Annotated in this window: 22 protein-coding genes; 14 read left to right on the top strand and 8 right to left on the bottom strand. The window is 44.6% G+C overall.

The window, feature by feature from the left end:
* The first annotated feature begins 44 nt into the window (after positions 1–44).
* The 5 genes from ribA (at position 45) to AV939_RS00985 (ending at position 5,519) form a co-directional block, all read left to right on the top strand.
* A complete protein-coding gene (gene ribA, locus AV939_RS01005) occupies positions 45–659 on the top strand; it encodes a GTP cyclohydrolase II (RefSeq protein ID WP_057794730.1) in 615 nt (204 codons plus the stop codon).
* Between the two features lie 162 nt (positions 660–821).
* Entirely contained in the window at positions 822–2,192 is a 1,371-nt protein-coding gene (locus tag AV939_RS01000) for a DUF3300 domain-containing protein (protein WP_057794732.1), read from the top strand.
* A gap of 145 nt (positions 2,193–2,337) precedes the next feature.
* A complete protein-coding gene (locus AV939_RS00995; RefSeq protein WP_082605070.1) occupies positions 2,338–3,327 on the top strand; it encodes a zinc transporter ZntB in 990 nt (329 codons plus the stop codon).
* A 177-nt stretch (positions 3,328–3,504) separates the two neighbouring features.
* Positions 3,505–4,986, top strand: a complete 1,482-nt coding sequence (locus tag AV939_RS00990; RefSeq protein WP_057794734.1) for a methyl-accepting chemotaxis protein — start codon at positions 3,505–3,507, stop codon at positions 4,984–4,986.
* Positions 4,986–5,519, top strand: a complete 534-nt coding sequence (locus AV939_RS00985) for a DUF6436 domain-containing protein (protein ID WP_057794736.1) — start codon at positions 4,986–4,988, stop codon at positions 5,517–5,519. The genes AV939_RS00990 and AV939_RS00985 overlap by 1 nt, the downstream gene beginning before the upstream one ends.
* Here the strand turns inward: AV939_RS00985 and AV939_RS00980 are convergent.
* The 6 genes from AV939_RS00980 to AV939_RS00955 all read right to left on the bottom strand — a co-directional run bounded on the left by AV939_RS00980 (position 5,516) and on the right by AV939_RS00955 (position 14,328).
* Positions 5,516–6,484, bottom strand: a complete 969-nt coding sequence (locus tag AV939_RS00980; RefSeq protein WP_057794738.1) for a histone deacetylase family protein — start codon at positions 6,482–6,484, stop codon at positions 5,516–5,518. The two genes, AV939_RS00985 and AV939_RS00980, sit on opposite strands and share 4 nt — an antisense overlap.
* Positions 6,481–8,322, bottom strand: a complete 1,842-nt coding sequence (locus AV939_RS00975) for a GNAT family N-acetyltransferase (RefSeq protein ID WP_057794740.1) — start codon at positions 8,320–8,322, stop codon at positions 6,481–6,483. Before AV939_RS00975 ends, AV939_RS00980 begins: the two co-directional genes overlap by 4 nt.
* 112 nt (positions 8,323–8,434) lie before the next feature.
* Positions 8,435–8,935: an alpha/beta fold hydrolase gene (locus tag AV939_RS00970; RefSeq protein ID WP_057794743.1), complete on the bottom strand. Its 501-nt coding sequence runs from the start codon at positions 8,933–8,935 to the stop codon at positions 8,435–8,437.
* A gap of 21 nt (positions 8,936–8,956) precedes the next feature.
* Positions 8,957–12,055 (bottom strand): efflux RND transporter permease subunit, encoded by a 3,099-nt coding sequence (locus tag AV939_RS00965; RefSeq protein ID WP_057794745.1) that lies wholly within the window; start codon positions 12,053–12,055, stop codon positions 8,957–8,959.
* Between the two features lie 17 nt (positions 12,056–12,072).
* Positions 12,073–13,215, bottom strand: a complete 1,143-nt coding sequence (locus AV939_RS00960) for an efflux RND transporter periplasmic adaptor subunit (protein WP_057794747.1) — start codon at positions 13,213–13,215, stop codon at positions 12,073–12,075.
* Positions 13,216–13,644: 429 nt separating this feature from the next.
* The gene (locus tag AV939_RS00955) at positions 13,645–14,328 is read right to left on the bottom strand and encodes a DNA-J related domain-containing protein (protein WP_231701263.1); all 684 of its coding nucleotides are present in this window, start codon (positions 14,326–14,328) and stop codon (positions 13,645–13,647) included.
* A gap of 217 nt (positions 14,329–14,545) precedes the next feature.
* On the opposite strand from AV939_RS00955, the gene AV939_RS00950 reads away from it, so the two are divergent.
* Positions 14,546–15,262 (top strand): DUF1499 domain-containing protein, encoded by a 717-nt coding sequence (locus AV939_RS00950; protein WP_057794751.1) that lies wholly within the window; start codon positions 14,546–14,548, stop codon positions 15,260–15,262.
* 97 nt (positions 15,263–15,359) lie between these two features.
* On the opposite strand, the gene AV939_RS00945 is transcribed toward AV939_RS00950, so the two are convergent.
* Together AV939_RS00945 and AV939_RS00940 are read right to left on the bottom strand one after the other, a co-directional pair.
* The gene (locus tag AV939_RS00945) at positions 15,360–15,677 is read right to left on the bottom strand and encodes a DMT family transporter (RefSeq protein ID WP_057794753.1); all 318 of its coding nucleotides are present in this window, start codon (positions 15,675–15,677) and stop codon (positions 15,360–15,362) included.
* Between the two features lie 55 nt (positions 15,678–15,732).
* The gene (locus AV939_RS00940) at positions 15,733–16,335 is read right to left on the bottom strand and encodes a LysE/ArgO family amino acid transporter (RefSeq protein WP_057794755.1); all 603 of its coding nucleotides are present in this window, start codon (positions 16,333–16,335) and stop codon (positions 15,733–15,735) included.
* A 149-nt stretch (positions 16,336–16,484) separates the two neighbouring features.
* On the opposite strand from AV939_RS00940, the gene AV939_RS00935 reads away from it, so the two are divergent.
* From AV939_RS00935 to AV939_RS00900, 8 genes are all read left to right on the top strand, one after another.
* Entirely contained in the window at positions 16,485–17,372 is an 888-nt protein-coding gene (locus AV939_RS00935; protein ID WP_057794757.1) for an ArgP/LysG family DNA-binding transcriptional regulator, read from the top strand.
* Positions 17,369–17,962, top strand: coding sequence for a class I SAM-dependent methyltransferase (locus AV939_RS00930; RefSeq protein WP_057794758.1), 594 nt, complete (start codon positions 17,369–17,371; stop codon positions 17,960–17,962). The genes AV939_RS00935 and AV939_RS00930 overlap by 4 nt, the downstream gene beginning before the upstream one ends.
* 139 nt (positions 17,963–18,101) lie before the next feature.
* Positions 18,102–20,033, top strand: a complete 1,932-nt coding sequence (locus tag AV939_RS00925; RefSeq protein WP_138118153.1) for a diguanylate cyclase — start codon at positions 18,102–18,104, stop codon at positions 20,031–20,033.
* Positions 20,034–20,106: 73 nt separating this feature from the next.
* Positions 20,107–21,060 (top strand): DUF3034 family protein, encoded by a 954-nt coding sequence (locus AV939_RS00920; RefSeq protein WP_057794763.1) that lies wholly within the window; start codon positions 20,107–20,109, stop codon positions 21,058–21,060.
* A gap of 70 nt (positions 21,061–21,130) precedes the next feature.
* Entirely contained in the window at positions 21,131–21,538 is a 408-nt protein-coding gene (locus AV939_RS00915) for a group I truncated hemoglobin (protein WP_231751151.1), read from the top strand.
* 129 nt (positions 21,539–21,667) lie between these two features.
* Entirely contained in the window at positions 21,668–23,788 is a 2,121-nt protein-coding gene (locus tag AV939_RS00910) for a TonB-dependent receptor (protein WP_057794768.1), read from the top strand.
* 203 nt (positions 23,789–23,991) lie between these two features.
* The gene (locus tag AV939_RS00905) at positions 23,992–24,591 is read left to right on the top strand and encodes a hypothetical protein (protein WP_061996855.1); all 600 of its coding nucleotides are present in this window, start codon (positions 23,992–23,994) and stop codon (positions 24,589–24,591) included.
* Between the two features lie 183 nt (positions 24,592–24,774).
* Positions 24,775–25,608, top strand: coding sequence for a mechanosensitive ion channel family protein (locus AV939_RS00900; RefSeq protein ID WP_057794772.1), 834 nt, complete (start codon positions 24,775–24,777; stop codon positions 25,606–25,608).
* Positions 25,609–25,749: the final 141 nt, after the last annotated feature.

Raw genomic sequence — 25,749 nt, 5'->3', positions numbered from 1 at the left:
AGAACACCCCCACATAACGCTTATGATCCAGGTGTAGAAGTAACATGAGCAGCAAACAACCTAAATACGAATATGTCAGTTCCGCAAAATTACCTACTCGTCATGGTAATTTTAAAATCCATGGTTTCGTTGAAACCAGTGGACAGGAGCACGTGGCGCTTTCCTATGGTGAATGGAAAGAAAACGATGTGGTGCCCATCCGCATTCATTCTGAGTGTCTAACGGGAGATGCCCTTTTCAGCACCCGTTGCGACTGTGGTTTTCAGTTAGAAAAAGCCATGCAGAATATAGCCGAAAATGGTTTTGGCGTTTTACTTTATCTTCGTCAGGAAGGTCGAGGTATTGGGTTACTGAATAAAATTCGCGCTTATAATTTACAAGATAGCGGCATGGATACGGTTGAAGCTAATGAACATTTAGGTTTTGATGCCGATTTACGTAGCTATGATATTTGTAAGCTAATGCTGGATACCTTAAATGTTCATCGCGTTGAGTTGATGACTAATAATCCCAAGAAGTTAGCAGCGTTAAAGTCGTTGGGCATTGATGTAGTGGCACGTAAGCCCATCGATCATGGCATTACGGAAGACAATAAAAACTACATCAAAACCAAGACTGAAAAGCTTGGTCACGCATTTGACCCCCACTCTTTCAAGTAAGTCACTTTTCCATTCAATCTATTCCAACCTGAATGACAATAATTCAGGTTGGTTCAGGTTACGTTAATACCAGAAGCGTTATAACACATACAGACTTTGTGACATTGCCTGTAAAAGTGCTTAGTTTAAGCACTCTCATGCAGAGTAATGTAAGGAGAACGTATGAAAAAACTGACTTTAGCTTTACTCGTAGCCATGGGAACCCTATCAACATCATTCCCCATGCTCGCATCGGCATCAGTTGAACCAGAAACTAGTGTAGATAACTACCAGTATTCAGACGCTGAGCTAGATAGCTTACTTGCGCCCATTGCGCTATACCCTGACACCTTGCTTACTCATATTATGATTGCGGCCACCTACCCTCTTGATGTAGTGGCAGCAGACAGGTGGCGTCAAAGCAATTTGCACCTTACCCCTGAACAAGTAGAGCAAGCGCTAGATCCGGTTACTTGGGATCCGAGTGTAAAAGCCTTGGCAGCATTTACCGATATTCTGCACACCATGGCCGAAGATCTTAATTGGTTACAGCAACTTGGTGATAACGTGCTAATTAGTGAAGCCCGTGTACTGGATAGAGTGCAGTTGCTTCGCCAACACGCCCTTAACACCGGTAACTTACAATCGAATGATTATCTGGAAGTCGAACGTGAGATAGAACAAGAGCGCAGCGTGATTGTTATCGCACCTCGCCATAGAGATGTGGTTTACGTGCCTTACTACGACACGCTTATTGTGTTTGGGCTTTGGTCTCATGCCATAGCGCCTGTGCACTGGCATCATAGGGTTAGCTACCGTCATCGCGGGAATTTTTTCTGGGCACCGCAAGTTAGGCTTTCAAGCTTCTTCTATTTTGGTGGTATTCGTTGGAGCAATCGCCATGTAGTGATCCACAGAGAACCAGTGCGCCATTATTACAGAGGCACCCCCAATAAACGCGTTTATAGCAAAGGTTATCAGCGCTGGCAGCATAATGCTGACCACCGTAGAGCCCGCTACTCTAACCGCGTAGTACATAGTGCGCCTAAACGATATAGCGCCAATCGTTCAGTGAAAGTAAGAAGCAACGAGCGTGGTAACACTAGGGTTATCAACGCTAAGTCTTCAAGGCACACGCAGACAAGCGTCTCTCAAAATAATCATCGAAACATACAACACAATAATCAACTTAAAGGACAAACTTCGCGCAATGTAAATGTGGCAAACAAGCCGTTAAAAACACCACGAACAGTGACTCCTAGAAATAGCACTACAACGCGAACAGTCACGACCACTAAAACCGTGAAGCGTGAGAGTAATAAGGCTTCAGGGCAGAAGTACCAGCAAGGCGCTTCTACTCATGTAAAGCGGGCGCAAACTAGGGATACTCGTACAGCGTCTAACCGTTCGTCAATGTCGCAACAACGTGCTACACGAAATGTTGATCGCAGCACTAGTCGTGACAGAAGCGTAAGTCGAGAGAAAAGCGTAAGCAGGCAAAGCAACGTAAACCGTAACAGAAGCGGGCAAAGCAAATCTCATTCACAGAAGTAGGTTGAGACTAAACCGGTTGAGGCAAACACGCCACCAACGTAAAAACCAAACGCGGCTTGTTCATACAGGCGCGTTTGTTTTTAGATGGCAAGCGGCTTTATCTCTGCGTAGTATGAGGTAACTTTTTCTGATGGTAATGGTTCATATGCACGCAGCCTCAACTCCTCAAGCCTTATTATGGGCTTATTTACTATCTCCCAATGGTGAAACTAAAACCATTGAAGCGAAAGCCATTCCTGACGCCTTAGCACAATGTTCGTTCAGCGATGAATACCTTTGGTTGCATGTCCAATCAGATGCTGAAGACGCTGGCACCTTGTTGCAATCTAGTGGCTTACACCAAACGGTTATAGACAGCTTACTTGCTTTAGAGACAAGGCCAAGAGCCATGACCTTACATCAGGGAACTTTGGTGTATTTGCGAGGCATCAATAAAAACCCTGATGCCGACCCAGAAGATATGGTGTCGCTACGTACGTGGTACAACAAAAATATTATTGTGAGTGCTCGGCGTAAAAACAGGCGATTAGCCTCCATTCAAAACCTTCGAGATGAAATAGCTTCGGCACAGGTACCTATAAGCCCATCGGCACTCTTACTGAACATGATCACGAAAGTCGCTGACACCATTTTGGACACGGTGGATGAAATGGACGAGAGCCTAGTAGGGTTTGAAACCCGTGAACAACTTCGAAAGGAAGATAGGCAAAATTTATCTATCGTAAGACGCCAAGCCGCATCTATCAGGCGCTACCTTGCGCCACAACGTGATGCGTTAGATGCCCTACTTCGTTTGCCCGATGCGTTATCGCAAAATCAGAGTTTTGAACTGCGTGAGCAAACCGACCGCATGAGCCGGTATGTAGAAGACATGGACTTATTGCGAGAAAGGGCAATAGTACTTCAAGACGAATTGCGAAACCGAATAGCGGAACAACAAGGTGTTCGCATGTATGTCTTGTCGATGGTAACGGCGATTTTCTTGCCCTTGTCGTTTTTAACGGGTGTGTTCGGCATGAACGTAGGCGGATTACCGGGTACCGAATCTGCCAATGCTTTTTTATATTTAATGCTTGGAATGGGAGCGCTAAGCATCTGCATGTTGGTAGCGATGCTGTGGAAGCGCTGGCTGTAGCTAGCGTTTAACCAACCATAAATATTAATTAAAAATAATTAAAAATAATTAATTTTCAAGGCATTAGTACAAAGGCTAATAGATTTTAATATTTTTAATCGTATGATTGGTCAAAATAGCGCTCTTAGCATTTCTTGCCTACACTTAGGCAAACTGCTTTAGTGGAGAGAAAACAATATGCAGTACCCTTGGATACTAGAAGGACACAAGATCTTTCGAGTAGTTATACTTATTCAATTAGCCATTTCTTTTATCATCGGCTTTGTGACAGGCGATATCTTCACTGCCGTGGTGCTTGGCATTCCTATCGCTGCTCTACCTCTTTACTTCAGCTTTCAACAGCCCCAGTCGGTTATTAGCCGTCATGCGGTTGCCATTGGCATACAATTACTCACAGCGCTGCATATTCACCAAACCTTCGGGCTTATTGAAATGCACTTTGAAATATTCGTGACACTGGCGTTTCTTTCTTATTTCAGAGACTGGAAGGTAATTGCAACCGCCACTGCCGTGGTTGCGGTACATCACATCAGCTTTTATATTCTTGCTACGCAAGGTGCTCCTGTATTTATCTTTCAAGAGGGGGACCTAACGTTCCCTATATTATTAATGCACGCGGCTTTTGCAGTAGCGGAAGGTGGCCTTTTGATGTACATGACCAAACAAGCCCATCAAGAAGGTGCTGGCGCCGCAGAGTTACGTATCGCTATAGAGAATATGCAGAAATCTGAAGGGCAAATAGATTTATCTGTATCCTTTGAGAGAGAAAACGAAATACTTCGTCCATTTGGCGAACTTATTGACCAAGTTAAAGACTTGGTTGCTTTAGCGTCTTCATTAATGAATGAAGTCGTTAAAGGCTGTGAGAAAATGGAAACGGCGGCTAGCAATATGTTTGAGATTAGCCGCAATACCGACCAAGAAATTGCCATGGTGTCTGCTTCGTCTGAAGAAATTGCGCAAACCATGCAAATGTCTGCTGAACAGACAACCCGCGCTAGTGACAAAGCGTCTGCGGCAGAGGCCTCTTCAGGTTCAACTCGCGACTCTATCGTAACCACCAGTCGAACCATAGATTCGCTGCGTAGTACGCTAAATAACGCGGCAAAAACTAACACTGCACTTAACGAACAATGTTCACACATTTCAGAAGCCATGCGTGCCATTACCTCAGTGGCAGAGCAGACTAACCTGTTAGCGCTGAACGCGGCCATCGAATCAGCCCGTGCTGGTGAGCACGGCCGAGGGTTTGCTGTGGTTGCTGACGAAGTGCGTACATTGGCCATTCGTTCAAAAGAAAGTGCTGACCAAATTACCTCGGTTACCGAGCAATTAGTCAGTCAAACGGCAAGTTCGGTAGACCAAATGCAAACCTGTATTCAGCTTGTTGATGAAGCGGTACTATCGGCTGATACTGCCACCCAAGCAATGTCTGAAATCATGTCGCAAATTCAGTTTGCCAGTGAGAGCATGACAGAAATTGCGACCTCTGCCGTTGAGCAAGAAACCGCATCGGCTTCCATCGCAGAAAGTACAGCACGGTTAAGTGAACTGACTTCTGAAGAGCTAGCTACGGCGGAATCGTTGTCAGCAGAAGTGGAAATTTTGTCTCAAATTTCACAACAAATGCGCGGTGCTATAGGTCGCTTTAAGCTGTAATGTCGAAAAAGGGAAGTTGGACGCTGCTGCTTGTATGGGCAATCAGCTTACTAAGTGCTGTTTTGTTTTATAGCCAGCGTCAGATTTCTGAGTTCGATCCTAAAAGCACTTTGCTGCATCAATCAACAAGCGTCACCTTTGACGCTTCTTTGATAACGCTGCTTAAAGACTATGATGTACCAGCAGGCAGTATTGTTCATGTGGGTACGCAGGAAAAATGTTACTGCGACAATCTTACCGATTCTCATCAAACTCAGCTGTTTAATAAGCTCAGTCAATTAGGCTACAGCGGGTTAAGATTAGACATTGAAAATGTGCCAGAACTCGCCGCTATATTGCCTTCGGTACCTGCCCTTATTGTTGTGGACACCCTATATAACCTTCGCTACTTGGGCCCTTATGCAACAGGCTATGGCTGCTTCACTGGCAAAAATTTAGTGGATGAGATTAGCGGGTATGCATCAAATCCGTCTTACATAAGTGCCGTGGTAAAAACCGAAGCTGATGGGTGTTTTTGCAGCCCGCACCGTTAGGGGTGAGATAGCCCTTTCAAATGCGCCACCACACTGCGCCCAAGCGCGCTTAAGTCATACCCCCCCTCAAGCGTACTCACAACACGGCCATTACAGCATATATCAGCAACACGCCTGATGCGCTGGCTCACCCAAAAATAGTCATCTTCGGTAAGGCGAAGATGCGCCATAGGGTCTTCAGCATGGCCATCAAATCCTGCCGATATAAAGATAAGCTCAGGCTGAAAATTCTCTAGCGCATTAAACCAATGGGATACTTTTTCTCGAAATACCTCGCCGGTAGAACCCGCTTCAATAGGCACAGATAAAATATTGCTTGCTGACACAGGCGCACCGCTATGAGGATAAAACGGGTGCTGAAAACTAGAACACATCATGATGCGTTGATCCCCTGCGATAATATTTTCAGTGCCATTACCGTGATGAACATCGAAATCGATAATTGCCACACGAGAAAGCTGATAGTTTTGTAGAGCATAGCGTGCAGCTATGGCTACATTATTAAATAGGCAAAAGCCCATTGAGCCATCGTAGGTAGCATGATGCCCAGGCGGGCGCGCTAAACAAAAGGCCTGCCTATCATCGCCCTGCATAGCCCAATCTACGGCATTACAACCTGCCCCTGCCGATTCTAATGCGGCGGGCAAAGTATATTCCATCATGCCGGTATCATCATCTAACCAAGTGACTGGGTTGTTGTCTTTATGATTTGCATCAGGGTGTGCTTTTGCTGATGCAGACAGATGCTGCGCCCGGGCAAATACACTTTGCACGTACTCTGGGCTATGCGCCAAGGTAAGGTAAGCCTCAGCGATAGGCTTTGCATCCGCGTGTTCACACACCATTTCTAAACCCGATGCTAATAGCTGGTCGTCTATTGCATACAACCTATCTGGCGACTCAGGATGCTCTGAGCCTAAGTCATGTTTAACGCCATGTTTAGTGCGATAAATTCGAATGGTCATGGTAACTCACTCACGTTTAATACCAATTCAACGTCACTGGGGTCACCGGTAAAAAGCCGTCTAAACTGCATTTGTTCAAAGATTGTGATCATGGGGGTATTTTCTCCCCTGACATAGGCAACCATTTGATTTATTTCACGCGCTTTCGCTATACGAATGAGTTCGTTCAACAGCCGACTTGCCATGCCTTTACCCTGCTGTGTTTCTCGGGTAACAAACGCCACTTCACAGGAGTTATTGCTGGCGTTGTAATAAAACCGGCCCACGGCATGAATGGTAATTCGAGACCCTTCTTGGCGCACTATGCACAAGGCCACGTCAGAGGTTTGATCTACACTCACCAAGTTACACGACTTCTCTCTCGACATTTGTTTGGGGTCGTAGTTGTAGCGAAGTCGCAGGGTTTCTTTGGTGTGCGAATAAAAAAACTCTTGAAGGCGGCGTTCGTCAGCGGGATTCAGCGGGCGCATGTAAAACTTTTCGCCCTGAATATTTAGCCTTTTAAGCTGAATGGCGCCTAGCTCTGGGATATCTGTCGGGTACTTTTCTTGGTAATGCGGCACCCAATAATGTTGCCTAACTTCTTCTAATAGCTGAGATCGAAACTTAGGGTGTGCCACCCGAATAAGCTCAAGCGCCCGCTCACGAATACTTTTACCTTTTAGCGAGGCAATACCGTACTCGGTAACAACATATTGCACGTTCCCCCGCGAGGTAACTACTCCAGCGCCTTCAGCAAGGCGCGGCGTAATGCGAGATATGGTTTCATTTTTGGCCGTTGATGGCAGTGCAATAATGGCTTTGCCCCCTTTGCTAATAGATGCACCGGTGACAAAATCGACCTGACCACCAATACCACTATAGAAATCATATCCCAGTGAGTCGGCAACCACCTGCCCCGTCAAATCAACTTCTAAAGCACTATTAATAGCCACCATATTGTCGTTTTTAGCCACATTGGTAGGCTTGTTCACATAACTGCTAGGGTAAAATTCAATATGCGGATTGTTGTCGATTAAATCGTAGAGCTTACGAGTACCAATGGCGAAACTAGTGACCACCTTGCCGGGGTGGAAGGTTTTTTTCTTATTGGTCACTGCGCCTGATGCTAGCAACTCAATAATGCTGTCGGTAAGCATTTCGCTGTGAATACCTAAGTCTTTGTGATGGCAAAGGTACTTAAGTGTGGCACTAGGAATTTTGCCTATACCGAATTGTAATGTAGCGCCATCATCAACCAGCATTGAAACGTACTGGCCGATACGCTCGGCCACGCTATCAATAGGTGGCGGCATAACTTCCACTAAGGGCTCGTTTGCTTCAATACATGCGGTAATTTCACTGACGTGAATATAGGAATGACCAGCTGTTCGGGGAACTTGTGGGTTTATTTGTGCAATCACGTATTTGCTTTGACGTACTGCCGACATGGCAATATCAACTGCCGCACCTAAGGAGCAATAGCCGAATTCATCAGGGGGGCTGACATTTACCAGCGCGGCATCTAAAGACAGGGTGCCATCACTAAATAAACTTGAAATTTCAGAGAGAAATACGGGAGTGTAATCGGCTCGGCCTTCATCAACGGCTTGCCGCATGGCCTGACCACCAATAAAGAAGGTATTGGCTTTAAATAAATTTTTGTACTCATCGTTCACCCAGCGCGTATCGCCAAGTGCAAGCATGTGTACTAATTCAATATCGCTAAAGCCATCGCTATTATCAATTAAGTGCTGAATCAGTGCGTAAGGTACTGATGCATTGCCACCCACAAATAATCGACAGCCCGATTTTATCAGCGCTTTCCAATCTGGTTCAGACGGTAAACCTATTGCCATACCCTCGGCCTTACTCCCGCTAATCTGTACCACTATAATGACACATTTTTCCCGTTGTGCGTTACCAAGCTGGCAAGACAGCGGGAAAAACGTTAAAGCGGCAAAGCATCCACTAGTTCAGTGTAAACGGATGCAACCAATTGCGAAAGAAAGGTGATATGGCGAACATGCTCTTTGACAGCCTGTGACCATCTTCTAGCAGTAGTAACTGCGAATTACGCAGCTTCGCATAATCAATACTGTGGCTAACAGGAATAACATCATCGTTCCAGCCATGGATAACACTGGTTTTGCCTGTGTAGTTATATTCTTGCACTTCATAGCTTGGCATATATAGTGCTGGCGCTAGTAAGAACAAGCCCCTTGCAGATACACGCTCAGCAGCCACTAAAGACACATAACCGCCCATACTAGACCCAACCAGTATGACTTCATCGCCTTGCTCTTCTACCGTATCCACCAACCGGGTAATACGATCTTCCGGCGATGGTAAATCTTGGTAATCCACACTAATAACATTAAAGCCAACATCGCTAGCTACATTAGACAATGTAGTGATCTTACTGCCCCAAGGGCCACTTTCTTTTCCATGAGAAAAAATGACAGTTGTCATCGTAAAACCTCAACGTCTAAGTTATTTATCTTGTTTATGAAACAGCTTTTCAACCATCACGTAGAACATAGGTACAAAGAAAATAGCTAAGAAGGTGGCAGCAAACATGCCCCCCATTACCGCAATACCTATCGCGTTTTGGCTTGCTGAACCTGCACCACTAGCCAATGCCAGCGGTGTTACCCCGAGTATAAAGGCCATAGATGTCATTAATATTGGGCGAAAACGCTGAGAAGCTGCGTTTGATACCGCCGTCATTAAGTCTATGCCTTCTTCGTATTGGTCTTTTGCGAATTCTACAATAAGAATGGCATTTTTCGCCGCCAAACCAACCGTGGTTAAAAACGCAACTTGTAGGTAAACATCGTTTGGCAGATTGAATAAAAACGCTGCCGTCACAGACCCTAATATACCCAAAGGTACCACCAGCATTACAGCAAATGGCACAGACCAACTCTCATATAATGCCGCTAGACATAAAAATACGATGAGAATAGAAATAGCATACAGCATAGGCGCTTGCGAGCCAGCTTGTTGTTCTTCAAAAGATAACCCTGACCACTCAATGGCATAACCATCAGGCAATTGAGCAACCAGTTTCTCCATTTCTTCCATGGCTTCACCGGATGAAATACCTTCAGCAGGGCTACCTTGAATGTTCACCGACGAAATACCGTTAAAACGCTCTAGTTTAGGCGAGCCGTAAACCCACTGGGTAGAGGCAAAAGTACTGAAGGCCACCATATCACCGTCGGCGTTGCGTACAAACCACTTATCTAAGTCGTCTGGCGACATGCGATATTGAGCATCAGCTTGCATGTACACCCGTTTAATACGGCCTTTATCAATAAAGTCGTTTACGTAACTTGAGCCCCACGCAATTTGCAGTGCACTGTTTATTTCACTTAGGTTCAACCCCAGTGCAGATGCTTTTTCGCTATCTATGTTCACCTTAAACTGAGGTACGTCGCTTAAGCCATTCGGGCGAACACCCGCAAGTTTAGGGTTTTGTGCGGCCATACCGAGCAACTGATTACGGGCATTCATTAAGGCCACATGACCATTACTTCCCCGATCCACAAGCTGCATATCAAAACCTGTCGCGTTACCTAATTCCATAATAGGCGGTGGCACGATAGGAAATGCCGATGCATCTTCAATCTGACTAAATGCCCCAAAGGCTCGGCCTACTAGTGCAAATGCTGAGTCACTTTCATCTCGCACGCTCCAGTCATTCAAGTTTACAAACCCCATACCTGCGTTTTGTGCTTGGCCTGCAAAACTAAAACCGACTACCGTAAACAAGCCATTAACTGCTCCTTGCTCTTGGTCTAAGAAAAAGTCTTCTGCCTTCTTAACCGACTCTAAGGTGCGCCCAGCGGTTGCTCCTGGAGGCGTGCTGATTAGCACCATTAAGCGACCTTGGTCTTCATCGGGTAAGAACGCACCTGGCAATTGGGCAAAGATATACGCCATACCCGCCACTAAAATACCGTACACAGCGAAGTAACGCTTGGCGCGTTTCGCCATGTGGGTAGTGGTTCTTTGATAGCGGTCACGGCCTTTGTTGAACGTACGGTTAAACCAACCAAAGAAGCCTTTGTCTTTGTTGTGCTCGGGGTCGTGCTGTTTTAGCAGCGTGGCACACAATGAAGGTGACAATATAATTGCCACCAATACCGAGAATCCCATGGCAGATACGATAGTTATTGAGAACTGACGATAAATGGCCCCAGCAGATCCACTGAAAAAGGCCATAGGAATAAATACTGTTGATAACACGGCGGCGATACCTACCAGCGCACCGGTAATTTGTGTCATGGATTTTTTAGTGGCTTCAGCAGGTGGTAAGCCCTCTTCTTCCATAATACGTTCAACGTTTTCAACTACTACGATAGCGTCGTCCACTAGCAAGCCGATGGCGAGCACCATGGCAAACATAGTTAATACGTTAATGCTGTAACCAAACGCCAGTAGTACTGCAAAGGTACCTAGCAATACCACCGGAACCGCGATAGTAGGAATAAGGGTAGCGCGCCAATTTTGCAAAAACAGCAGCATGACAAAGAAAACCAGTACCACGGCTTCTATCAGTGTGTGCACCACCGACTCAATTGATAATTCGATAAAGGGCGACGCATCAACCGGATAAACCACTTTTACGCTGTCAGGCAGGTTAACCCGTAGTTCTTCAACACGTTGTTTCACTGCGTTGATGGTATCTAGCGCGTTCGCACCAGACGCTAAGCTAATCGCCATACCTGAGGCAGGGTGACGATCGTAACGAACGATAACATCGTAGCTTTCTGCACCTAGTTCAACTCGTGCAACATCGCGTACTCGTACTTGAGAACCATCGGTGTTTACACGCAGCACGATGCTTTCAAAATCATCTACAGTTTGTAAGCGCGATTGAGCTTGAATAGTGGCGTTAATTTGCTGGCCTTGAATGGCCGGTAAACCGCCTAATTGCCCTGCGGATACGTCGGTATTCTGCACTTCTACCGCGGCTTGAACATCTACCGGTGTTAGGTTGTAGCTGTATAGTTTGTCTGGATCTAACCAAATTCGCATTGAGCGCTGGGCACCAAAGACTCGCACGCTACCCACACCATTCACACGGGAGACTGAATCGCGAAATTGAGACACCAACAAGTCACTTAAGTCGTACTGACTCATTTGCCCCGTTTCATCGTAAAAGCCAATGGCTAACGAAAACGCTGAGTTTGATTTCGCAACCGTAACCCCTTGTTGCTGCACCTGTGCTGGTAGCAACGGAAGCGCCGCTTGTACTTTGTTTTGGGTTTGAACCTGCGCAATGTCAGGGTCGGTACCCGGCTCAAAGGTAAGGCTAATAGACATGCTGCTGTTTGAGCTACTGGCGGAGAAATAACGTAAGTTATCTATACCTGATAAGTTTTGTTCGACCACCTGCGTGACAGAGTTTTCAACGGTTTCCGCTGAAGCACCAGGGTATGTTGCGGTGATAGTCACCGTGGGTGGCGCAACTTTAGGGTATTGCTCAATGGGTAGGGTATAGATGGCAAGTATCCCTGCCATCATCGTAATTATTGCAAGTACCCACGCAAAGACGGGTCTGTCGATAAAAAAGCGAGCCATAGTAAACTAATCCTATCTTAACGTGAGCCGCGTGACGTTGACTGCCACTCGCTGGTGTTTACTTTACTGCCAGGTTTCACTTTTTGGTAACCAGAAACAATAAGTCTATCGCCTTCTTTAATACCCGAAGTGGCAATGTATTGGTCTTTGTAGATATCGCTAGTTTTTAGTGCGCGAACTTCTACTTCGTCATTGCTGTTGACTACATATACCGATAACGAACCATCTTGTTGACGCATAGTGGCGCGCTGAGGCACCAATAACGCTTGTTCTGTACCGGTAATAACATGGCCTTTCACGAATAAACCTGGTAACAACAAGCCATCTGGATTTGGCATTTCGGCGCGAAGGGCAACTGAACCAGTACTTTCATCTACGGTAACTTCTGAAAACTTCACGCTACCTGTGTGTTCATATTTTTTACCTGTGGCTTCATCAAGTGTTAGCTCAACAGGCATAGAGCCCTGCTTTTGCATAGCTTGGCGAAGGGTTAAAATAGCGCGACCCGACTCCTGCATATCAATAAAGATAGGGTTTAATTGCGTGATAGTGGCAAGTTGTTGCGTCTGGTTGGTAGTCGCTAGCGTACCTTCGGTTACAAATGAGCGACTGATACGGCCGCTAATTGGCGCATACACTTTGGTGTAGCCTAAGTTAACTCGCGCTAAATCTACCGCTGCTTCAGCAACAATAATTGCCGCTTGTGCTTGTTCTTTTTGCGCAATAACATCGTCGTATTCTTGGCGACTAATCGCATTTTTTTTAATCAGGTCGTCGTAGCGACGAGCTTTCGCTTCTAACGTTTTCAAATTCGCTTCGGCGCTTTTAACATCAGCGATGGTGCTATTTAACTGAGCACGGTAGCGCGCATCATCAATTTGATATAGCTGCTGGCCTTTTTCAACCTGTGCACCTTCTTCAAATAAACGCTCTGTAATCACCCCATCGACCTGTGGACGTACTTGCGATTGCCGAGACGGCGTTACCCTTCCTGGAAGGATCATTTCATGGGTTACCGATTGGCGAGCAATCGTAAGCACAGACACAGATTGTGGCGGCATAGCTTGCTGCCCTGCACCCGCCTGTTCAGACTCAGACGAACACCCAATCGCACCTACCAACAAAGCTAGGGTAGTGATGACATAAAAAACGCGTTTCATAATAATTTCTCGAATTTAAAAACTAACGGTTACCGGCAAACGAGAACGTTTAACCCATAAACTTAAATTTTGAACCAATATTATTTTAGGTAGCTTCCATGCGCCGAGTTATAAATACCTTGGCATTACTCAGCCCGATCACATCCAACTGGACTAATGAGATCGTAAACTTCAAATGCAGCGCGACATTGCAGTAACTTAGCAAAGTAGCAAATTACTGTGACGAAGGGGTTACTCTCCTGCCAGCACGAATAATGACAGACCTATATTCATGGCATACCTGACACAATATTTGCATTGTGTGCGCATATACTAAAGATTAAAAGTAAAGGGAGTCGAAGATGCAAATCTTGTCGGTCAGTTGCAGTATTTTTATACTGCAACGGTAAACTAAGGGAGTAAAACTCGCTTCTCATTCAACTTTTAGCATCAGAGCCCGTAATACCGCAATAAAGTTTGGTACGCCGAAATTACATTCTGCGCTGCTTCATGGCTTCCCCCTTTGTCTGGGTGCACTGTTGCCAACTGCTTTCGGTAATGCCTCTTAAGTATCGCTAATGTGATGGATACAGATTCGTCTAAATTGAGTAAAGTGTGACATTGCTCAATACTTTCTTTTGAATCAAAAACGGGGTCGGCCCCCGTCATTCGCTGCCAAAAACTATTCAATAAAGCTTCTACATCGGCTTCGCCAGTACTGGTTAAGTTTTGCCAGTTCAGGTAGTAGTCAGCAAGTGAATCGCTTTTACCCAATGTTGTGGTGTTACTCTCACCGTTGCTTTGAGCACTCGATTTCAAGGGCAATAGCACTATACGGGTAGTATGAATATCTAGCTCGCCTACCAGGGCATCACGCCAAAGGTTTCTTAGTAAATATAGGGCATGAAACAAGATAAAGTGCGTATTGAACAAAGCGAGGGGATCGCGCAGCGCATTGTCATTGAACAACTGATAAGGAGGTGACTTAAGTTGAGAAATTAGCGCGTACTCTGTCATCCCTTCCTCAAACTCTGCTTTTTTAGTGGAAAGTATGTCTAACAACAACTCCACTTTTTGCGCATTTGTTACGTTAAAAGAAGGTATCTCTTGGGCATTCCCCATGGTAAACCTCATGTTTGTATCAGCCTATAGCATAGCAGAGGATGCTTAATTCCCCTTACCTAAAAGCGCACTTGGGCTTCTGGTACCTTTGTAATTTCACTGCTCTATATGATTTTTGTAATATATCAAAAAACCTCTCCCACAAATTTAGTGGAAAATTTGAACCAAAATAGCCAAATGGCTGTTAAAGTTATGTTATTCAAAGCAACAATAATAATTAGGAGCTCACTTGAAAGCACTTATTGCATTGACCAGCATTATCGGATTTTTAATGGTGGTACTACCAGGCCCGCTATATCAATACGCAGGCGTCGATTTAGGTACCGCATTTACCTCGCTGCGCTATGGCGTATATGTGGGTGGCGCAGCCATTATACTTATTATTCTACAAGTACTAATAAAACGTAAAAGCGTCAGCTGGGGAAGTACATTTGTTTTTGCTGTATTAGCGTTAATTGCCGTCGCCATGCCAGTAAGCATGATGGGCAAAGCCAGTACCGTACCGCCTATTCACGATATTACTACCGATGTGACCAATCCTCCGGCGTTTGTGGCTATTGCACCGCTGCGTGAAAATGCACCAAATCCTATTACTTACGAAGGTGGTGAGGTAACGCGTCAGCAAATCGATGCTTACCCTGAAATTAGAACCCAATTATTGGCGCAAAGTATTGATGAAGTCTTTGCCGCTAGCGAGCGTACTATTGACGCACTAGGCTGGGAGCGTGTTGCCGATGGCGCATTGCCCTATACATTAGAAGCGACTGACACCACCCAGTGGTTTGGATTCAAAGATGATGTGGTTATTCGCCTTAAAGCTAAAGACGATAACACCCTGGTAGATATTCGTAGTAAGTCTCGGGTTGGTAGAAGCGATTTAGGTAAAAACGCCGAGCGCATCGATACCTTTTTAACTGCACTTCGCGCCCAACTAAACCCTAACTAGACGCTAACTAATCGTTACCGTTAGGCTATACACAAAAAAGCTCAGGTACTACCTGAGCTTTTTTATACCCGACATTCTGATAGTGAGCTTAGTGAGCTTAGTGAGCTAATTTCAATACCACTACGCCTGCCACGATAAGGGCTGCGCCAAAATAGCGCGCGATAGAAGTAGGATCGCCATAAAACACGACCCCAACTAAAAACGTTCCTGCTGCGCCTATGCCTGTCCACACAGCATATGCGGTACCTATGGGAATATTTTTTTGCGCCATCCATAAACAAAAACCACTGGCCGCCATAAACCCTATCGCTAACAATATCCCCATCACGCGGGTTTCAGCCTCTTGAGACAGCTTCAAACCCACCGGCCAACCTATTTCTAATAAGCCAGCCACAATCAAATAAACCCAGCTCATTTTATCTCCTTTTACCCTCAGCCTTTCACCAATCGCTTTAACTACTGGCCTTGTACTACAAGCTAGCCAATTGAATACTTACCGCCCCTAATACTGCTGCGTTTAAGCGGTTGAACCAACGCCAAAATGACGGGCGCTGCATATGGTGCGCGAATTTAGCGGTTAGGGTACTTAGTCCCACAAACCATACGATAGATGCCCAAATTGCACCGAAGACAAACCACCATTTATTCAGTTGCCACTGGCTAGCTAGATTTCCCATCAACAACAGCGTATCTAAGTAAAAATGAGGATTCAACCACGTCACCGCCATGGCAATAAGAAAGGCTCGCTTGAATGACGTTTGCTTCTTCGACATTTCAAGCACAAGTGCATCATCAGCCATAGAAGCTTTAAGCTTGTTAAACGCAAACCATAGAAGAAACACAACGCCGGCCCATTTAGTTACTGATACCAACAACGGATATTCTTGTAACAGCAGCCCGAACCCCATTGCTCCTAAGCTAATGGAAATGGCATCGCTCACGATAAACAGCAGTACGAACAACCCTGTCCATTGACGCTTTAAAGACTGTTCGATTAAAAAGCTATTTTGTGCACCAACGGCAATTATTAGGGTGCCGCCCATCACAAAACCACTCAACGCTGCCGCAAACATGAACTAAACCTCAAAAATTGAAATGATTGAATAAGAGGCGTTGATTTTAGCTACTCTTTTAGACTAAATTAAATTAATAATTTTTCTTTGTTATTAATTTAATTAATACAATCAAGAGCACTTAGTTAATTAGAGAACCAGCCTCCATCATGCTTGATTACGCCGCCCTACACAGTTTTCGCGAAGTACTACGCTACGGTAGTTTTGAGCGCGGTGCACAAGCACTCAACCTGACTCAGTCGGCAGTTTCGCAAAAGATAAAGCGACTAGAACAACAAGTGGGCGGGCCGGTTTTGGTACGAATGAAACCGTTGAAAGCCACGCCACTTGGCGAACAACTCTTGTCCCACGTGCAAAAAGTGAGTGTATTAGAAGAGCAACTAACCACACGCAGCGGGGCGGCGGACAGTGCTTCGCCACTGAGTGTGGCAGTAAACAACGATGTGCTAGCTACATGGTTTACTGAGGTGATGGCAAGCTTCAGCGAGATACGTTCTAACCCCGTACATATCTATAATGCTGATCAAACCCAAACCCGCACCCTATTGCAGCAAGGTAAAGTCATGGCCTGCATTAGCCAAACTGGCACTCCCATTACCGGCGGGCAGTCAGCTAGGCTGGGAACCATGAATTATCAACTCTATGCATCACCCAGCTTTATAAAACGTTACCTTAAAAATGACGTAAGCCCTGAGCGGGTAATGGGCACACCGGGCTTACTTTATGACGAATTTGATGCCACCCTACTCACCGATTATCAGCGAGAGTGTTTAGACTTCGCACCGTCCCTAACCACATGTCATTGGTATCCGTCGTCTCATGGATTTGCAAAAATGGCCATAGAAGGCGTAGCGTGGGCGTTATTGCCAACCTTACAAGTTAAACAAGAAGTTGAATCGGGCCAGCTCATCTCGCTATTTCCTAGCAAACAATTAGGTGTGCCTTTGTTTTGGCATTGGACAGAACAGGCATCAAGTGCCCTTGGCGATTTTAGCCAAATGGTTAAACACATATCAAAAGAACAGCTAACACCATGAAGTACAATAAACACATCGCGTATTACCACCAGCATGCTTCAAAGCTTGCTTCACAATATACTAGCGTTGCATTTGAGGATGTACATGGTGAATGGTTGTCACATATACCATCGCCAACCCATACCACTATATTAGACATAGGTGCGGGGGCAGGCAGAGACGCGAAAGCCTTGGCCAATATGGGAAATCACGTTACTGCTATTGAGCCTGCAAGCGCGTTAATGCAATCGGGCATGGCCTTTACAGGAGAGTCGGTAACGTGGATTAAAGATACCCTGCCCTTACTGACATCACAAAAAAAACAACACTACGGGTTAATTTTAATTAGTGCCGTTTGGATGCATCTAACCCACGTTCAGCAACAGCAAAGCTTGCAACGATGTAGCCAATTGCTTTTTGCCGAAGGACATTTAGTAATTACTTTACGACACGGCGAATTTGATGACGAACGGGTAGCTAATCCGGTGAATGTAAGTGACACCATCGAGTTCGCAAAATCTTGCGGCTTAACCTTAATGCATAACATCGCCTCTAGTGACAAATTGCACCGTCAAGGGGTGAGTTGGCAAACATTGATCTTTACAAAATAAGCAGAAATGTCGCTTCACTCCGAACACTTTTCATACTAACCTAGTGCTCGATTGCAGGTTAAATAAGCAACATAAATCCCAGCAACGTTATTCAAGCACAGTTAATTAAGCAAAGTTGTAGCCATCCGGAGGGCTTTTTTTGGCTGTAGTAAATAGACGTACCTGTTTCTTAATACTTTTCGCCGCATTGGGGATGCTGTTTAGCCTTTCTTTTTCTGTGTCTGCAATCCCTGAGACTGAAGCCACAGCTGCTTCTGACACTACACCAGGTGCAATTAGCGAGAATGCATTACGTGATTTTGAAGAGTCCATTTTTCTGCATCCTCAGCAAACCTACCGCAAATTAGTCACACTCGCGCAAGCAAATGACTTCAGCAATGAAGGCCGAGTTTGGTTACTGCTACGAAAAGCACAGTCCGAAAATGTATTAACCCTATACAAAGAAATGGATGCCACCCTAGTTACTGTTGCACCGCTCGCCAATGTAATGACCAACGAGCAGCATGCGCTGTGGCTTTATTTACAAGGGAGTCGGATGCACCAAACAGGCAATATTTCAGGCGCTATCGACACTTTAAAGTATGCAGTTGAAGTCGCCAAAGAAAACACTAACAGTACTATTTATGTGCTCGCTATTAGAGAATTAGGTTATGGGTTTGCACTTTCAGGGGACTACTACCGCGCCACCCTCATACTGCAAGATGCTTATAAAAACCTTGTCACTTTAAACAACCCCTTTTTTAATGGGTTATTAGAAGAGAGCTTAGGCGACACCTATAACTATTTGGGGAATTACACAAAAGCCATTGAGTATTACGAAGGTGCTCTTACCTTCTTCGAGTCAATTGGCTACCAACCCCATGTTGCCAGTACCTTGTTGGGTTTAGCTATGGTGAACCGGAAACTAGAGAGTTGGGATGATGCACTTTCCTATTTTAACCGTTACGAAATAGCACTCAGCTTTACTGACAATCACAGCGAAAATTTCTATTTGCATTATGGCCGCGCCATGACGATGGCAGAAAAAGGAGAGTGTAACCTTGCTATTGGTGCTATTGATGATGCATTGAGCTTATCGGGGCCCATTGATTACAACGCAGAACTATACAAAAAGCGCGCCCTATGCAATTTGACCCTTGATAACTTGTCTGCAGCTAAACAAGATTTATCGAAAGCACGTACTATCTTTAACGGCATAGAAGCATTACACAATACGCAGTGGCATTTAGAGCTTGATTACATTGCAGGTTTAGTGGCATTTAAAGATAATCGCTTCGAGCAAGCTTTTGAATATATTCATATGTATTACAAAGACTTTCTTGAATTGCAGCGATTAAACAATTCAGAATATGTCACACAAGTACAGGCTACGATGGAGGCCGAGCGTAAAGACAAAGAAATAGCCCTATTAAAACAACAAACCCAACTGCAAGCGGTAACGGCAAGGGAGCAATCGCTGAAAGTACGACAGAAAAATATGATGCTATCAGGAGTAGCATTAATATTTGCCTTATTGCTTATTTTTGTGATTTTCCAAAATAAAAACGCAAAAAAACTACTGGCGTTATCTATTCGAGACGAGCTTACTGGCCTGCACAATCGGCGTTATTTCTTTGATTACTTTGAAAATAACTTGGTTAAGCTGAACCCCAACCATGTTGGATTGGCACTCATTTCTTTCGACATAGACAACTTCAAACACATTAACGACAACCTTGGTCATCACGTGGGCGACGAAGTCATTAAAACCGTGGCGCAAACTGCAGCAAATACGCTACGTACTAATGACGTTATTGCACGTATTGGGGGAGACGAGTTTATTATTGCCCTTCCCCGCACCACACTGTTACAAGCTAAAGAAATAGCCAAACGAATTCTCGAGAATATTAGAAGTCACCGTTTTATCACGAAAGAAGGCGCAGATTTTAGTGTAACGGCTAGTTTGGGCGTGGCTTATCATGATCAAAATAAGTTTATTGCTTTAGACGTAAAATCACTAATGGAGTCTGCCGACACAGCGCTATACCAATCTAAGCGTGCTGGCAAAAATCGCTTCACGGTTGCAGCTTAGGAAAAACGCGTGCAAGGCTTTATTTCTGGCAAAACTGACCTATTATTTAGGTAACCTTCAAGAAAGGGACTTTATGATCAAAGCGATATTGTTTTGCCTAGGCTTTTGTTTAATTTCATTTTTCAGCTGTGCAAACACGGGCTCTCGCCTAACTGCAACGGGCGGCATTACCGGGTTTGAAGGTACCGCTGGTGGTGGTATCACCCCTTGGGCCTTTATTAGCGGCTATGGCAGTAAAGAAGAAATTAACGGCACCGCCAACGTTCAATACCTACATTTAAACGACTACACCTTAACCACCTTTGGTGCCAGCTTAGGCATTTACGACCGCATAGAATTAAGTGTGCAGCGCCAAAGCTTGGATATTTCATCTGGTATTACTAGCAATGTCTTCAGTTTACTCACCGATGGAGCAATTAGCGCCGCCCAATCTACCCGTATCGACATGGATATTGTGTCTGCAAAAGTGAAAGTGTTGGGTGATGGTGTATTTACTCAACGTTCTTGGATGCCCCAAGTGGCTGTTGGTGCCCAATATAAAAAGCACCGAGATTTTGATACCACCCTTCTATTGCCTGATGGCAGCGGCCCACTTCCCAATCAAGGTGTAGCACGCATACTGGGCGCTAAAGATGATAGCGGTACTGACTTTTTTGTTTCTGCCACCAAACTTTATTTAGGCCACATTAACGGCTTTAACTTATTGACCAATTTAACTGCCCGCTATACCAAAGCTAACACCTTTGGCTTACTTGGTTTTGCTAGTGAGAATGACGATAGTTATAAAGTGGAATGGGAAGGCTCCTTAGCGCTGCTAACTAGCCCTTCAACCGTAATCGGCGTTGAGTTTAGAACTCAAACCAATCGCCTAGGCGGGTTAGCTGAAGAGGATACGGTAACCGACGCCTTCATTGCTTACTTTCCCAATAAGTCATTTTCCCTCACCGCAGCTTATGTAGATTTGGGCAACTTGCCTATGCAGCCTAGTTCGACAGGCTTCTATCTAACTGCCACTGCAAATTTTTAAGTTGGTGATGATGAGTAGCTATTTACAGAAAAAAAGAATAACGACAGCCGCAATCGCGTTACTTTTAAGTATGTTAGGAGGTATAAGCGGGTGCACTTCTACGCTAACGGCAAGCCAAACTTCTGCTAGTCTGTACGATGAAATAGGTGGCAGTAAAACCCTTAACACTGTGTTTGGTGTTGCTATTAATCGAATTTATAAAGACCCTGTTATAGGGCATTATTTTAATGGCGTGCCTAAAAGTCATTTACGCAAACAACTGGTATCACAAACTTGCGAGCTTATTGGCGGCCCTTGTGTTTACGAAGGCAAAGCCATGTTAGAGACCCACAAAGATTTAAATATTAAAGAACGAGAATTTTATATTCTGGTGGAGTACGTTCAGGGCGCTATGCGAGATGTAGGGCTGACTTATCAGCAAGAAAATCAAATACTGCAAAAATTAGCCCCGATTAAATATGAAACTATTTATCTGTAATTAGTGAGAAGGTGCCCAAGACAGTTGTCTTATAAAATCTAAATATTAACTCTTACGAATAAAAAAGCTGCGTCCAATACGTTATCTTACGCGTAAGGTTAATATCACCATCAAAAAAGACAACTTTTCATGTATTTACGCTGTGCTCAATTGCCTTTACGTTTCTCTTCCGTTTCCATTGCGCTTGCATTGTCATCAACACTTTTCATACCCGTTAGTTACGCACTAGACGATCCCGACGCGGTACCAGAACCAGATATTGAACGCATACGCATTCAAGGCAGCACGCAAACACAAAGTGGGCAATTTGTTTCAGCCTCTCAAGGTTGGGTATCGGGCGATACATTAGTCGAGCGCCCCATGCTTCGCACAGGCGAAATGCTAGAGTTTATTCCAGGCATGATGGTGACCCAGCACAGTGGTTCAGGTAAAGCGAATCAGTACTTTTTACGGGGCTTTAATTTAGACCATGGTACCGACTTCGCAGTCAGTGTAGATGGCATGCCAGTAAATATGCGAAGCCATGGCCACGGACAGGGTTACTCAGATCTTAATTTTGTAATTCCTGAAATGGTAGACAACTTAAGCTATTTTAAAGGCACCTACTACGCCAACATTGGCGATTTCTCTAGCGCTGGCGGCGCGTATTTTAGTTCTAAAGATAGCCTTGAAAGTAACCAACTGTTTGTAACCTTAGGTGAAGACAACTATCGCCGTGCCGTAACCCTAAATTCAGCCAGTATTGGTAAAGGGACGGCTATTGCCGCTTTGGAATACCAAACCTATGACGGCCCATGGACAGACATTAACGAAGACGTAAAGAAAAAGAACGCTAATTTACGTTATATAGTGCCTTTATTTGATGGTGAATTAGCCATTAGCGGCATGGCTTATGAAAACAATTGGAATAGCGCCGACCAAGTCCCTGCTAGAGCTATTGAAAGCGGCCTAATAGACCGATTAGGCTCGATTGATACTCAAGTAGGCGGTGATTCGTCGCGATACAGTTTGTCAGCGCAATACAGCAGCGACACGATAAATGCATCGCTTTATGCTATCGATACCGACCTTACCCTTTTCTCTAACTTCACCTATTTCTTAGATAACCCAGATATGGGAGATCAATTCGAACAAGCTGATGATAGAAAAATCTATGGGGGTGAATTATCTACAACACTTCCTCTTTCTACTCCATTTACCGTTGTCGAAGGAAGCAGTATTACCTTGGGTGGGCAATGGCGATATGACGATATCGATAATGTAGGGTTGTATCGCACACAAGACTTGCAGCGTATAGGTACTAATGGCGAAGGTATCATTCGTGAAGATGCGATAGAAAGTAGTTCTTACGCTGCCTTCGTCCAGTCAACAATAATGCTCTCAGATGCACTGTCTCTATCACTAGGTGGACGTTACGACTACTTTGACGTAGAGGTAGACGGCCAAAGTGAAAACAGCGGTAGCGAAAGCGATGGTATGTTTAGCCTAAAAGCGGGCCTGAAATATCGCGTTACCGACACGGTTACCACCTTTGCCAACATAGGCCAGGGTTATCATTCGAACGATGCTCGAGGGACTACCATTACTCAAGACCCGGTCACAGGTGAAGCCGTAGAGCCCGCACCGTTATTGGTTCGCTCACTAGGTTACGAAACCGGCATTAACTGGACTGACGACAAAACGTACAATATTTCAGCTGCGCTTTGGCAGTTAGAATTAGACAGTGAGTTAGTATACGTAGGTGATGCGGGCTTTACCGAAGCAAGCCGCCCCTCTAAACGTTACGGGGTGGAGCTAAGCGCTTATTACTGGTTAAGTCATCACCTTACTGCCGATGTAGAAGCGGCATACACCAAGGCACGCTTTAGCGATACCGTTGATGGTGAAGGGGATCATATAGACGGCACAGTACCTGTAGTAGTCAGTGCGGGTGCTACGTGGTACCAGCGAAGCAATCAAAAAGGCTTCAGTTATACCTTGCGTGCAAGGTACTTAAGTTCACGCACAGTAGATAGCTTTGATGTTATTGAACCGCCTTCAACCTTTTTGTTAAACACCCAAGTTGCTTATCAACATAGCGATTGGCAAGTGGGTTTAGAGGTATTGAACCTGCTTGATAACGATGCACACGACATCGATTATTACTACGCCTCTCGTTTACCTGGCGAGCCAGAAGAAGGGGTAGAAGACTTACACTACCACCCCGTAGAACCAAGAACCGTTAGGCTTACCTTTGGGATTAAGTACTAGTTTGATAATGCCGCGCAAAGTGCTTGTTGTAATACATCATTTATAAAGTACTTTGCGCAGCATACAAACAAATTTTTCACTATTCAGCATAGGTAAAAACGTCTTCTTTTTACCTGAATATTGATTAACTTAGCGTTCATTTTTCGTTCATCTCACATCCCCTATTCTTCTTATTAGTTCTCCCAACCTAATAAGGATATTCAATGTATAAACTACTTATCGCTCCAACCTGTTTTTTAGCAGCCAGTGCTGTATTTGCGGCTGATAAACCTATTAATAATGCCCCCTCCTACGACTTTGCGCAGGTTTCATTAGTGCAAACGGAATTTGCTGATATAGATATGTTTACCCCGAAAGGCTTAGAGTTCAAGGCAAGTAAAGAATTTGGCATGAACTTCTTTGGCGAAGCCACCTACTTTATGGCTGATGACAAAACCCAAGGGGTAAACATGGATGTGGATCGCTGGAAAGTAGCACTTGGCTACATTCACCATTTCTCGAACCGCACAGTACTAGACGGTAAAATTGGCTATGGTGAAATTGATATTAAAATAAACGACAGTGACAATGCCGTTTCTGCAGGCACCGAGTACTTTACCGGTGAAGCCAATATTCGACATATGATCACAAACAATCTGGAAATATATGGCGGATTAGAATGGCAGAAGTGGGATGAAGGTTCTGATCAAAAAGCCTATAAATTAGGCACGCAATACTTTTGGGATTCAATAGCAGTTGGCGGTGAATATACCAAATTCTCCGATTCTGAAGTGTTTGCCGCCTTTGTTCGCTATTCCTTTTAAAAACCCTTAATCATCTGATTAATATAAATAAAGCAGTGGAAAAATTGCTTATTTCACTGCTTTACTTTCACCTCTTCATACTATTGATGAATACCTTTAATGTTGATTATGGCCTATAACATAGCGGCTTGAAGCACCCTTACGAATCATTAAAGAATAATCATCGTTATGAGGAATTTTAACATGGAAGAATTTATTGCATCACTTGATGTTGATCAGTATCTCCCTGGCGCACTAGCGTGGGCCACCAATATACTACTTGCGTTACTTATATTAATTATAGGCATGTGGGTAGCAGGCAAAGCCTATAAGGGCATGGTTGCACTAGCCGGTCGATACCCCCAATTAGACGACACCCTATTTAAGTTTTTTGGCAGCGTAATACGCTATACCATCTTAGCGTTTGTGGGCATAGCCGTACTTAACCGCTTTGGTGTACAAACCGCTTCTATCATTGCATTACTGGGCGCAGCCGGGCTTGCCGTAGGCCTAGCGCTACAAGGCACACTGTCTAACTTAGCCGCTGGCGTTATGCTTCTTATCTTCCGCCCATACAAAGTAGATGACTTTGTAGAAGCAGCAGGCAAGTTTGGGAAAGTCACCGAAATAGATATGTTCACGACTATTTTGCAAACTTTCGATAACCAACACATTATCATTCCAAATAGCCAAATTTGGGGCGAGCAAATTACCAACCACTCACACCATGAAATTCGCGGTGTAGATATGACCTTTGGTGTCGCTTATGGTGAAAGTATCGATGCAGCTCGCGCCGTTATCGATAAAGTACTTGCTGAACACCCGCATGTACTTAAAGAGCCAGCACCGTTTGTTGAAGTTGAAACCTTAAACAACAGTTCGGTAGACTTCATTGTGCGTCCTTTCTGTGAAGGTCAGCACTACTTCGATATTCGTTACTCAGTGCCTGAGCAAATTAAGAAAGGGCTTGATGAGGCGAACATTGAAATTCCATTCCCACATCGTAAAGTTATTTTGGTTAACGAAACTAACCAGTAACTAGTTTTGATGTGACACAGGTAAGCACAAAAGCAGCTATGTAAAAATAGCTAAAAGTGACTGTTCAATGTTACTGAACAGTCGCTTTTTAGTATGCGCATTTTGACTTAATTTATGACTTAATTTATGACTTGATTCATA

Origin of the sequence: Alteromonas sp. Mac1 (assembly GCF_001562125.1) — a bacterium.
Classification (GTDB): Bacteria; Pseudomonadota; Gammaproteobacteria; order Enterobacterales; family Alteromonadaceae; genus Alteromonas; species Alteromonas stellipolaris.
The sequence above is the reverse complement of the archived record's forward strand: the minus strand, read 5'-3'. Positions and strand labels throughout refer to the sequence as shown.